The following is a 12,242-nucleotide window of genomic DNA, read 5'->3' on the forward strand; positions in this document are numbered from 1 at the left end:
CGAGCACCGATCCCGCCATGCCTGTCAAATAGCGCCGAAGCCAAGCGGCGGTCTTGCGCCCCCGCGCGTGTCCAGACGATTGTGTCCCTTACGTCGCCGAAGCGCGTGCAGAGCGAGGGCCGCGGGGCGCAAGACCATGCCCAGGAGAGGGGGGAAGCCTTCCCCGGAATGCGGTGGACATGGCCTATCCACCAAAGCCGCCCCATTCTGCCGGTGGGGATGAAGGTCGGCCCTGTCGCAGGATTCTACTCCCGAATTATGGGAGCGTTTTCTGTCCCGTCCACTGACGCTGGGTTCGAAAACCCGTCACCGGAGGTCACGACGCGATCTTCAGCCGTCCGCAATTGATCGCTCTCAGCGTCTCATCGACGGGAAGCGGACGATGGAACAGGAAGCCCTGCATGTTGTGACATCCGGCACTCTGCAGGACCTGATGTTGGGCCGCATGTTCCACCCCCTCCGCCGTGATCGACAGACCGAGTGCCAGCCCGAGGCCGACGATGGAGCGAATGACACCCTCCGCACCCTCGGCCACACCGACGTTGAAGACGAATGAGCGATCGATCTTCATTTTGTCGAAGGGTATCCGGCTGAGATAGGCAAGACCGGCGTACCCGCTGCCGAAGTCGTCCAGCGAGATCTTGAATCCCATGTCCTTCAGAGATCGGATCTGTCTTGCCGCCGTCTCGACATCGTCGATCAGCACGCTCTCCGTGACTTCGAACTCGAACATGGTCGGGTCGACCGACATCTCCGCGACGAGCTTTGCAAGCTCGTCGATGAAGTCGGGCGCGCGCAGTTGCGACGGCGACAGGTTGATCGAGGTGACGAGGTCGGGCCAGTGCCGGGCGTCTCGGAAGGCCCGCCGGATGACCCAGGCCCCGAGTTCCCGAATGAGGTCGGCTTTCTCGGCCGCCTCGATGAACACCATTGGCGCAATGAAGCCCCGTTCTGGGTGGTTCCAGCGGAGCAGCGCCTCGACGCTGGAGATGGGAATCCCGTCGGCACCGACGAGCGGTTGGTAATACAGCTCCAACCTGTCCGACCGGATCGCCTCGGCGAGGTCGCCGGCAAGTCGCTGCGCCCCGAGGATGTCGCGTTCCATCGACGGGACGAACTCGAGGGCGACGCCGCGTCCTGCCGCCTTGGCGGCATAGAGGGCGATGTCTGCCTGGCGCATGGCTTCCACCAGATGCGGTCTTCCGGGAGCAGAATGCGCGATGCCGATCGAGACGCTGGTCAAAACGACGTGCCCTCCCATCGTGTAGGGCTCCGTTGCACCGGCGAGGAGACGCTTGACCACGCCCTCGATCGCCCCGCGGTCCAGCGAGATCACCGCGAACTCGTCCCCTCCGAGGCGCGCGGCAAACCCATCATCGCCGACGGCCTCCCTGATGCGCGCGGCGAACTGGCAGATGAGTTCGTCGCCCACGGGGTGCCCGAGCGAGTCGTTCACATCCTTGAAGCGGTCGAGGTCGAGGTAGAGGACCGAGAGTTGTCTGTCGGTCCCTTCCACGGCATGCGTGTCATTCTGGAGGCGCTCACTGAGCCCCATCCTGTTGGGAAGCCCGGTCAGCGCGTCCATGCGTGCGAATTCCTGCGCCTTGGCCTCGCTTGCCTTCAGTTGCGCATTCAGCCTCTCGAGCTCGGCGACGCGAAGCGCGAGTTCATCGGTGACGGCATTGTCGCAGGACCAGCGATGGGCAAGGGCGGTGGCAAGCTGCCGCAACTCGCTGACGTCGAACGGCTTCAGGAGATAGAACAGCTTCTCCGGGCGACCGATGGCGAGCGCTATCTCCGACGGTTTGTGATCGGAGTAACCCGTGACGATCACGAGGTTCACATTGGGATCCAGGGCTCGAATGCGGCGGGCCGTTTCGAGGCCGTCGATGCCCGGAGGCATTCGCATGTCGATGAAGGCGATCGCGAAGGGCTCTCCGCGCGCCAGTGCATTCTCGACCTGGGAAACCGCCTGCTCACCTTGGCGGCAGTACACCACGTCGCCGATCAGGGCTTCACTGTCGGGCGTTGCCGCTCCCTCACCGAAGAGCTCGGCTGAAAGGGCATCGAAATCCTCGCCGTTTCCTGCGGTCGACGCGACGAGGTCGGCAAACACGCGGCCGTAGGCGTCGAGAACCTGCGCATCGTCATCCGCCACGAGGAATCGCCGAGTCTTGGCCGGGGAGGTCATGCTGCGTCCTTCAGTCTGGCCTGGGCGCGAGGCAGGACAAGATGCAAGGCCGCCCCGCACCCGACGCCCGGGCTCGTGGCGAAGAGCCTGCCGTTCATTGCGTTCACGGCGTTGGCGGACCAGTGAAGGCCGGTGCCCCCCGAGCGGTCCCGCCGGGTGGAAAACCCCTTCTCGAAGATCGTCTCCAGCCGGTCCGGGTCTATGCCCTCGCCATCGTCCCGAAGAGTCACGTCGAGGCAGGCAACCCCGCCGACGTCGATTTCCGCGGCGGTGATCTCGATGCGGCCATGGCCCCGGCCCGTAGCCTCGATGGCTTCCGCAGCATTTACGAGCAGATTGCCGAGGACCTGTTCGAGGGCGATCCGGTGTCCCAGCAAGACGGCGCCCGCCTCGACATCGGCCGTCACCACGATGCCAGCCTTTCCGCCGATCAGCCTCGCGGCTTTCCCGACGGAGGAGGCAAGGTCGATCGGCTCGGCCACCCTCTCGCCCTGGGACATGCCGTCCGCCTCCTTTAGGATCTCATCGACGTGACGAACCATGGAGGCAAGCGTCTCCAGGTCTGCCCGACGCTCTTTCGCCTCATCGAGAAGCTTGGCGGTGGACATGGCGACGAACTGCTGCAACTTGGCGATCCGTTCCGGGGGCAGGGCTGGATCGGCAACCTGCTCCAGGGCCGTCTCCAGATTCCGCTTCCATGGCGCCTCCTCCCGGCGCGCAAGGTCCCAGGAGATGGCGCCGATCGGGCTGATCGCGTTGCGCACATTGTGGAGGATGCCGGCGGCCTGATCGGCGGCGCCGTGACGGTAGTCCCTCTCGCGCAGTCTGTCGCGGAGGTCGGCGAGCTGTATCGCCATGGCATTGAACGAGGAAATCGTCTCGCTCAGTTCGTCGTCCCTCTTATCCTCCGCGATCGGCTCGAGGTGCCCCGTCATGCCCACCTGCCTGAGGTGGTCCCTTATGGCTTCAACCCGCCCGATCGCGATGTGGCGCAGAGCGAGGCCAAGGGTTGCAATGAGCAGGAACCCGCCGAGGATCAGCAACGCCATGGCCGCCCAGACGGCTTGACGACCAGCCGCGGATATGGACCGTCCGGTCTTCGAAACCACCGTCAGGAGCGGAGCGCCATCCAACCCGGTGACGGTCGAGCGAACCTCGATGACGTCGCCGTTCCGGATGATCTCTTCGGTCGTCGCGGCGTCCGTTCCGGCGGGCAGCAATTCGAAGTCGACCTTCGTCTGGTCCCGCAGGGCCGCGGTGTCGAGGATACGCCCGAAAAGCAGCGTTCCCGCCGCCGGGCCGGTTCTCTCGGAGGTGAGGATCGGTGCATATCCGACGGCGACGATTCCCCTGTCGGTCCTGATGAAGCCCGAACGTGAACCCGGCTCCCTGAAGGGAACGCGCAGCGGGTGACGGGCGGGCAGGGTTTCGGACGGCAAGAGCTTCACGCCCTCGGTTTCTTCTTCGGAGAAGTCGTACCCGTCGTCGAGAATGACCTTCCCCGTCGTATCCAGCGTCAGGAAGTAGTTGAGGCTGAGAGCCTTGATCGAGTCCGCATTGACGTTCTTGGCCAGGTAGTCGGCCTTTTCCCCGGCCATGAACGCGTAGCTGTCGTCCCAGAACGCATAGTCGCGGGCTGAAGCCGAGACCTGCGCTTCCTGACTTTGCAGGGCCTGCAGCACCCGGCTCTGATTGCGCGACGCCACCTCGCCCTCGAGATCGAGGAAGCTCGGCATGACGGTCAATTCCAGCGCGGCGAGGTTCAGAAGTGCTGAAACGCCGACCACGGCACCGAGAGCGAGATTGATTTTACTGACGATGCGCATGAGGCCCTCCGCCTCGGACCCTATGGCTCATCACTTAACGAATGGCTTGATGTCACGTCCAGAATTTTGGTGGCCGCGACCCGGGAGCTGGGGGAGGGGTTGCAAGCCTGCACAGCGGGGTGAGGAAACTGTTCGCCTGAAGGCGCCGGACCCGTGGCGGAACCTGATGGCTCCGCAGCGACATTCCCGGCATGCGAAGGTCAAGCAACTGTTGGATGCCCGTGACGTTACAGCCTTATCGAGATCGATGGAGGCCGATATGGCAGAGAAGCATACACCCCAGGGGCGAGCGCAGGATCGTGCGAAGGTCGCCGGCGGACAGACGCACGAAGTCGCGTACGAAGCCCAGAAGAAGGGCGTCAGCCGGGAGGATGTTCGCGAGGCGGTGAAGGACGTCGGCAACAGCCGCAAGAAGGTCGAGGAGCAGCTCGACAAGGGCAAATAGTCTGTCTCTGCACCCTCGGCCCTCCGGTCCGAGGGTGGGGTCGCCCAAGGGGTGGCCGACGCCCGCCGAGGCCGCTGACTTTCGGCAACAGGAACGTCGATCGGCAGCAAGCGGAGCGCGAGAACCGCCGCGAGATCAAAGGCGATACGGCGAGATTTCTCACCCCGATCGCTGTCCTCCATCGCTGCGGCTACTTCGGCAGATCGAAGAGGTCGGCGAGAAAGGTGGCAGGCCCCTCTTCGAAGCGAGCCGGAGCCGGGCTGTCGCAAAGAACGAGGATTTTGTCGCGTCCGCCAGCCCCATCCCAGAGCGCCAGACCCTCCGGATGATCGACGCCGCGACCAACCGGCAAATAGAACAGGCGCTCGGGTCGGTGGAGCGCGACCACATCCTGCCCTGACGCCGGTTCGTTCGCCCAGTCTCGCCAGACATAGAGCGCGCACGGGCCAGAAAGGCTCGATGTCGGACCCGCCAGGATCAGGAGGTCGTCGCCGCACCGCTTGAGATCGCGGATACCGAGCCCCTCGAGATCCAGAAGCCGCTTCAGGGGCGGCAGACCGAGCTTCAGCCTGCCGCTCGCTCCCACCTGGATCTCCAGCTCCAGGAGGACGGCGAAATCGCGGATCACCGGTCCGCGCATGCCGAGCGCGACGCGGGGGGCCGCGACCGCGATGCCCTCGATATCGACGCCGCCTTCCTTGGCCGGAATGGCCGTGAAGGGCGCAATCAGCGGATCGGCCCGCAGCATCTCGGCAAGCTTGTTGCCGCGCTTGGTCTGGCGGAGAAGTCCCGCGCGGCGATCCCCGTCCGACCGGGTGGGGCGAAACACACCCGGCGCCTGCGGGTCCTCGACCAGCGGAATTCGCGCCAGCACGCAGCGGGGCCGCGTGTCCTTGAGGTCGGCGAGCTTGCCGAGATCGATGCGAAGGCCGGGCGACTTATCGGGCTTGTTGCGGGTGCGGGCATGGCTGCCGACGACCCACAGCCACCCGTCCTCGGCCGACAGGCCTTCGATGTCGACTTCCGCGTCGGGCTCCAGGAGATCGAGCAGATCCGCCAGCCTGTAGCGGTCATGCGCGACGCTGAGACCCGCTGTGTCGAGGGTCAGGACCTCGAGAACCGCCATCTCGTCGCCTGCGAGAAAGAGACTTCTTCCGACCCGGGTTCCCGCCGACAAGTTGTGCTTGGGATCCTCGCCATCGGCGTTGGCGAGCTTCAGCAAAACCTGGGCTACGGGTTTGGCGGGAAGGAGCGGAGATTTCATGGCGTCTGCTTTCACTCTATCGACTATCCCAGGACCAACTGTCCCCCCATCGCCCCGTTCCCGGTGCCGGCAAATTTCAGGGCCCGCACACTCCCTGGCGTCGTCGGCCGGACTTTCCCTGCGTTGCCGAAGGACGACGTCGACACTATTTCCGGACTTCCCCTGTCCGGGCCCCTCTGGCGAGACTTTTCTCGCGATGTCGGACACATCCAGAAGGTCCAAACATGCAGGAATTTTTCTTCGCAGTGATCTCGTTCTTCCTCATCGAGCCCTTGCAGTCCGCCATGACTGATCGCTTCGGCAACATCTCTCGCGAGCAGTTTGCTGGCGTGACCTCCTGTATCCGGGAGGCAACGCCGGTCCTCGTCGGCCAGGTAACCAACGATCCCTGGCAGACAGCCACGCATGTTTTCGGAATCTGGAGCGGGACGACCCCGCCTGAGGACATCCTCGCTGCGACCACCCCTGGCTGCGCCGAGACCGTTCGATCCCTGGAGGGGGCGGGTGCACAGGCGGAGAGCTGAGCCCGCTCGCAAGGTTGCATGCACCGGCACGATGGGGACTGACGCCAGCCTCTCCTTACCTATTGGCGACCCGCGGGCTGCGTCGCGTACCAGGCGGAGACGGCGGCGATCTGCTCGTCGGTGAGGTGGATCGCGATCTTGTCCATCACATGCGACCGGCTGGTGCCGCCGCGCTTTCCGTCCCGCCAGAGCTTGAGGTGCGTCGCGAGATACCAGTCCGGCTGTCCCGCGAGAAAGGGATAAAGGGCCCGCTCCGCCGAGGCGGTCTGGCTCGGCGCGGTGCCGTGGCAGCTGTCGCAGGCCGGCAGCTTGCGATCGGGCAATCCCTGCGTCGCCAGTCTCCGCCCGAGATCGACGAGACCCGCCTGGTCGTAGGGAGCTCCATAGGCCGCCGTATCGGGGACGACGCGGGCGAGCGCCATCCGGCTTCTTGTGAGGTCGGAGCCGGCAGCGGCCGTCACGGCCGTGTCGATGGCAGCGGCTGGCCCTGAAGGAGGAGTCGGCGCAATTGCCGGGTTCCGTGCCGGCTCGGACGCGTAGTGGCGGGCCAGATCCTTCAGGACGGCGTCCTCGTAGCGCCGCGCCGGTCCCTGCATGTAGCCGCTCTGGCGGGTGCCGGCGGCATAGGCGCGAAGCGTCTCCAGAAGGTAGCCTTCGGGCTGCCCGGCGATGATCGGGATGGCACCGATTCTCGCGCCACCCGGCGTGACGACGCCGCGCCCGTCGCGGCCGTGGCAGCGCGCGCAGTCCTGGAGCGCGATGTCCCCGACGGCGCTGAGCGCCGTGCTGACGCCGGTCGGCGGCAGCAGCGTCGTCCCGGTGCCGCCGAGCGCCATGTCGGCATAGTCGGCTGGCGACAGGGAGGGCAGGGCCCGCAGAAACGCCGCCATCGCCCAGGCCTCGTCGGGGCGCTCCTGGCTGACCCAGGCGGGCATTCCGGAATATTTGATGCCATGCTGGACGATCCAGAACAGCTCGGGGTCGCTCCAGCGTCCGACCTGGCCCTCCAGCCGCGGCGGCGGCGGCATCATCGCCGCCGTCGTCGGCGATTGGGCAATGCCGGGCGCGCCGTGGCAGAAGGCGCATTCGGTGGCAAAGTGCCCGGCCGCGCGGCGCACAAGCGTGGGGTCGGCAAGGTCGAGCCCTTCCGGCACCTCGACCGACAGGGCCTGCGTCGCCACGGCATTGCGCATCGTCCAGTGCAGGAACCAGCTGACCGGCGAGTAGTGGCCCGAAGAGGCCGAGATCGAGACGAGGCCCGACCAGCCGACGACAAGCGCCATCAGGACACCGGCGGCGACAAGGGCGAGTCCCGTCTTCCAGGTGAGGATGAAGCCGATCTTCATGGCGAGACTCCCGGCCGGGCGGGGCGCGTGGCGAAGGAGGCTTCGGGCTCGGTCCCATCGGGACCCCTGAGGACGGAGGCAAGCAGCATGAGGCCGCCGGCAAGATAGCTGGCGCCGCCGACGATCAGCATGATGACGCCGCCCAGCGCCTGGTCCTCCACCGGCGTCATCGCCGCCGCCGGCGCGCAGAGATCGGCGCAGGCATAGAGCGGGCGCGGCGAGAACAGGAGCAGCGCGCCGAGGAGCGTCATGTGCATGGACGTCACCAGCAGGGCTCCGACGCCGGCTGCCCGTGTCGCCAGCCGGTCGCTGCCCGCCGCCGCGCCGAGCGCGCTCGCCCAGACGAGGACGCCGGCAAAGAGGAACGAGCCCTGTTCGGCGAGGAAGATCGGCGCCGAGAGGCGGGCGGCGTCATGCAGTGCCGGCGCGTGCCAGCCCCAGACCACCGCGAACTCGGCGAAGGTGGCGGCGAGCGCCAGCTGCGGCGGGATGCCTCGAAAAATGCCCGGCTGCAGGCGCGTGAGGCCGAGCACCAGGAGGGGCGAAGCGATCGCGACGATGCCCATGTGCATCACCATATGCGCCGCGAACGAGCCACGCGCGCGCTCCGGCAGCGGCCCGAGCCAGAGAAACGCGAGGAGGGCGAGGCCTGCCAGCAGCGGCCACAGCCGGAGCTTGCCGGGCAAGGCGGCGGAGGGATGAGCCGTGGTCATCGGCAATCCACGAAGACAAGCGCCGGCATCGCGCCGAAGGTCACCGCCACGAAGGACAGAGCGGCGAGGAGCAGGCTGGAGAATTCCATGAAGCGCTCGCGATCCTCGGCCGTGTCCGCGCTGTGGGGAGACTTGCCCTCGCCCGCCCGCCACTCGCGAAAGGCGCGCCAGCCGATCGCCGCGATCGCGGCAAGGGAGACGATCGTGGCGACCGCGATCGCGATACGCGTGCCCTCGATGGTCTGGAAGATCCGCGCATTCGGCGCGCAGTCATAGGCGGCGACGACATAGCAGAAGAGGAAATGCAGCGCCCAGATCGTCGGCGTCGCGATCAGCGTCCAGAGCGTGTCGCGGGTCTGGTTCGGAAGTTCCATCAGGAGCCTCCCGAAGCCAGCGGGAACAGTGCGACGGTCGCGACGGTCACGAGGGCCATCACGGCCATGAAGTGCCAGTAGAGCGCGACGTTGCGGATATCGATGTCGTGCGTCGGCGTCAGCAGGCCGCACAGCGACCGCGCCAGGCAGTAGAACAGCATCAGCGCGCCGACCGCGGCGTGCAGCGCCGTCCAGATGCACAGCGTCCAGACGATGGCGGGATAGACGTGAACGGTCGGCTCGAGGCCGGTCGCATGGGGTCCCCAGAGAAGCGCGCCACCGGCACCCAGCGCGAGCACGCCGCCGAGGCCCATGCAGGCGCGCGCGGCACCCAGCCGCCCGGCGCTGTTCAGCGACTGGATGAGGCGCGCGGCGGCCCAGGCGAGCGCGAAGAGGACGACCGAGACCCCCGGCCAGAAAAGGCCGGGGCCGTCGACGCCCGGCGGCGGGAAGTCGCCATGGATGGTGAAGAAGAAGAAATAGCCGAACACCAGGCTGAAGAAGGCGGTGGCATCGCCCGTCATGGTGATGAACATCGCCCACCACGACACCGACGCCGGACCCGACGTATAGAGCGGCAGGACGAGACCGAGGCCGACATCCTTCCTCGGCTTTTCCGGGATGAAGGACGTTCCGCGCCAGAGCCAGACGAGGATCGAGGCGATCGTCAGGCCGAGCGCGACGAGGGTCGCCATCCAGTAGTGGAAGGTGGCGAGAATGAACATCGCGCCGGTCACGACCGCGGCGATCATCGGCATGAAGCTCGGGCCGGGAACCCTCAGCACCTGGATCGGCTCGGCGTCGAGCACGCCCGTCACCATGGTCTCGCGCTTCATCTCCTCGGCGTCCGGCATGTAGAAGCGGCCGGCATCGTAGTCGGCGATGAAGTTCTTCTGCTCCCAGATCGGATAGCGGCTGGTGATGATCGGCACCGAGCGCACGCCCCAGGTCTTGCCCGGCATCTCCGCCAGCCATTCCAGCGTGCCGGCATTCCAGGGATTGCGCTCGGCATAGGGCTGCCGCCCGCGCGGCCTCAGCACGTCGAAGACGACGACGAGGAAGCCGGTCGCAAAGATGAAGGCGCCGACCGAGGAGATCATGTTGGCGGTGCCGAGGCCGAGCGCTTCCGGATAGGTCCAGACCCTTCGCGGCATGCCGACGAGGCCCGACCAGTGCATCGGCAGGAAGGCCGTGTTGAAGCCGACGAACATCAGCCAGAACGCCCAGCGTCCGAGCCGCGCCGAGAGCTGCCGGGCGAAGGCGAGCGGGAAATAGTAGTAGGCGCCGGCAACGAGCGGAAACAGCATGCCGCCGATCAGGACATAGTGGAGATGCGCGACGACGAAGTAGGTGTCGTGCGCCTGCCAGTCGAAGGGCGCCATCGCCACCATGACCCCGGTGAGCCCGCCGAGCACGAAGATCGCCAGCGCCCCCGAGACGAACAGCATCGGGATCGAATAGATCACCCGGCCGGTCATCAGCGTGGCGAGAAACACGAAGATCTGCACGCCGGTCGGGATCGCCACAGCCTCCGACGCGGCCGAGAAGAAGCCGAGCGAGATCGCCGGCAGGCCGGTGGAGAACATGTGGTGGGCCCAGAGGCCGAAGGACAGGAAGCCCGTGCCGACGGCGGCCAGCACGATCCAGGAATAGCCGAGAAGCGAGCGCTGCGCGAAGGTCGGCACGATCATCGCGAGCAGCGCGATCGCCGGCAGGAAGACGATGTAGACTTCCGGGTGGCCAAAAATCCAGAACAGGTGCTGCCACAGCATCGGATCGCCGCCTCGGGTCGGATCGAAGAACGGCCAGTCGAACAGGCGCTCCAGCTCGAACAGGATGTCGCCGGCGATGAGAGGCGGGAAGGCGAAGAGGATCATGGTCGCCACGACCAGCACATACCAGGCGTAGAGCGGCATGAGGTTCAGCCGCATGCCCGGCGGCCGGCACTTCAGCGTGCCGACGATCAATTCGACGGCCGCGGCGATCGAGGCGACTTCGATGAAGGAAAGGCCGAGCAGCCAGATGTCGGCGCCGTAGCCGGGGGTAAAGCGCTCCTCGGTGGTCAGCGGCGGGTACATGAACCAGCCGGAATTGGGCGCGGCGTTGAAGAACAGCGAGCCGCAGACGAAGATGCCGCCGATCAGGAAGCACCAGTAACCGAAGGCGGAAAGCCGGGGGAAGGGCAGGTCGCGGGCGCCGAGCATCTGCGGCAGGATGATGATCGCCACCGCCTCGAAGACCGGAACGGCGAACAGGAACATCATCGCCGTACCGTGCAGCGTATAGACCTGATTGTAGAAATTGGCGGTGAGGAAATCGTTGTCGGGCACGGCGAGCTGCACCCGGATCATCAGCCCGAGCACGCCCGCAAACAGCATGAAGGCGAACGAGGTCGCGGTGTACCAGATGCCGATGGAGGTGTTGTTGACGTCGGACCAGTAGCGCCAGCCTTTCGGCGAGGCCCAGACCGCCTCCAGGCGCTCCTCCTGCGCCTTCTGGACGAGGGTCTCCTCCGCATCCGTCATCGAACCCGCCCCGACGGTGGCAAGGGCGGCCACCTTCGCCTTCGAGTCGCTCATCTGAGGTCTCCGAGCCAGGCGGCGATCGCCGCGGCATCCGCCTCGGACAAAGTGGAAAAGGCCGGCATTTCGACGCCCGGCTTGGTGTGGTCGGTCTCCCGGACGAAGCGGGAGATGTTTTCGGCCGTCACCGGCAGCAGCCCGGCCCCGAGCGTCTTGCGGCTGCCGAGATGGGTGAGGTCGGGCCCGACGCGCCCCGACGCCCCGGTGCCGCGCACCGCATGGCAGGCGTCGCAGCCATTGGCCATGAACAGGGAGCGGCCGGGATGATCGAGGATGGCGGCCGGCTGCGCTTCGGCCGCCACCCGGGCGGCATAGTCCGTTTCGGAGACGACGACCACGCGAAATCCCATCTGCGCATGGGCCTCGCCGCAGAATTCGGCGCAGACGCCGTTGTAGACACCAAGCCGCGTCGGCTCCATCACCAGCCGGTTCACCCGGCCCGGGATCGCATCCATCTTGCCGGCGATCGACGGCACCCAGAAGGAATGGATGACGTCCGGGCTGCCGATGAGGATTTCCGAGCGCCGGCCGATCGGCAGATAGAGCTCGTTGGCGCTTTCGACGCCGCCCTGCGGCAGCGCCTTGGCAACGCCGGGCGTGCCTTCGACGCCATAGTTCACGCGCCACCAGAACCGCTCGCCGGAGACGGCGATGACCGGGCCGTCGGCGGCGGCGCGAAGGCCCGGCATCATCGTCAGGCCGTGCATCAGGAGGGCGCCCAGAACGACGACGGGAAAGATGCAGCCGCCCCAGACGATCATGCGCAGGCCGGCACGCTCGCCATGAGCGCCGGGTCTGACCTTCGTGACATAGACCGAAATACCGATGACGATCAGCCAGATGACGGCTGCCCCTGCCGCCATGATCCAGAAAAGCGTCAGAACCTTTGCCGACTCGCCTCCCGCCGGCACGAACGTGGACTGGGGACCGGTGCAGCCGGCAAGAAAGGCGACACCGGCGGCAAGGCCGAGGATCGG

The 12,242-nt window shown here is 66.5% G+C and carries 10 protein-coding genes; 2 read left to right on the forward strand and 8 right to left on the reverse strand.

From position 1 onward, the window contains the following. Positions 1-316: 316 nt before the first annotated feature. On the reverse strand, positions 317-2,251 hold the full coding sequence (locus tag Sa4125_RS02760; protein WP_224003423.1) for an EAL domain-containing protein: 1,935 nt from the start codon (positions 2,249-2,251) through the stop codon (positions 317-319). Further along, entirely contained in the window at positions 2,188-4,017 is a 1,830-nt protein-coding gene (locus tag Sa4125_RS02765; protein ID WP_224003425.1) for a CHASE4 domain-containing protein, read from the reverse strand. The genes Sa4125_RS02760 and Sa4125_RS02765 overlap by 64 nt, the downstream gene beginning before the upstream one ends. Positions 4,018-4,276: 259 nt before the next feature. On the opposite strand from Sa4125_RS02765, the gene Sa4125_RS02770 reads away from it, so the two are divergent. After that, positions 4,277-4,462: a DUF3606 domain-containing protein gene (locus Sa4125_RS02770; protein ID WP_224003427.1), complete on the forward strand. Its 186-nt coding sequence runs from the start codon at positions 4,277-4,279 to the stop codon at positions 4,460-4,462. Between the two features lie 190 nt (positions 4,463-4,652). On the opposite strand, the gene Sa4125_RS02775 is transcribed toward Sa4125_RS02770, so the two are convergent. After that, complete coding sequence (locus Sa4125_RS02775; protein ID WP_224003429.1) at positions 4,653-5,726, reverse strand: DUF3616 domain-containing protein; 1,074 nt, start codon at positions 5,724-5,726, stop codon at positions 4,653-4,655. 224 nt (positions 5,727-5,950) lie between these two features. On the opposite strand from Sa4125_RS02775, the gene Sa4125_RS02780 reads away from it, so the two are divergent. Next, positions 5,951-6,250 carry a hypothetical protein gene (locus tag Sa4125_RS02780; protein ID WP_224003431.1) on the forward strand — a complete coding sequence of 100 codons (300 nt, stop codon included), beginning with the start codon at positions 5,951-5,953 and terminating at the stop codon, positions 6,248-6,250. Positions 6,251-6,309: 59 nt separating this feature from the next. Here Sa4125_RS02780 and Sa4125_RS02785 read toward each other — a convergent pair whose 3' ends face one another. The 5 genes from Sa4125_RS02785 to Sa4125_RS02805 are packed head-to-tail and all read right to left on the reverse strand — an operon-like array spanning position 6,310 to position 12,128. Further along, positions 6,310-7,596, reverse strand: coding sequence for a c-type cytochrome (locus Sa4125_RS02785; RefSeq protein WP_224003433.1), 1,287 nt, complete (start codon positions 7,594-7,596; stop codon positions 6,310-6,312). Further along, positions 7,593-8,309: a cytochrome c oxidase assembly protein gene (locus Sa4125_RS02790; protein WP_224003435.1), complete on the reverse strand. Its 717-nt coding sequence runs from the start codon at positions 8,307-8,309 to the stop codon at positions 7,593-7,595. Before Sa4125_RS02790 ends, Sa4125_RS02785 begins: the two co-directional genes overlap by 4 nt. Continuing rightward, positions 8,306-8,683 (reverse strand): hypothetical protein, encoded by a 378-nt coding sequence (locus Sa4125_RS02795; protein WP_224003438.1) that lies wholly within the window; start codon positions 8,681-8,683, stop codon positions 8,306-8,308. Before Sa4125_RS02795 ends, Sa4125_RS02790 begins: the two co-directional genes overlap by 4 nt. Continuing rightward, positions 8,683-11,208 carry a cytochrome c oxidase subunit I gene (gene ctaD / locus Sa4125_RS02800; protein WP_224007468.1) on the reverse strand — a complete coding sequence of 842 codons (2,526 nt, stop codon included), beginning with the start codon at positions 11,206-11,208 and terminating at the stop codon, positions 8,683-8,685. The genes Sa4125_RS02795 and ctaD overlap by 1 nt, the downstream gene beginning before the upstream one ends. Before the next feature lie 50 nt (positions 11,209-11,258). Beyond that, positions 11,259-12,128 (reverse strand): c-type cytochrome, encoded by an 870-nt coding sequence (locus Sa4125_RS02805; RefSeq protein WP_224003440.1) that lies wholly within the window; start codon positions 12,126-12,128, stop codon positions 11,259-11,261. Positions 12,129-12,242: the final 114 nt, after the last annotated feature.

The organism is Aureimonas sp. SA4125 (genome assembly GCF_019973775.1).
In the GTDB taxonomy this organism is placed as follows: Bacteria; Pseudomonadota; Alphaproteobacteria; order Rhizobiales; family Rhizobiaceae; genus Plantimonas.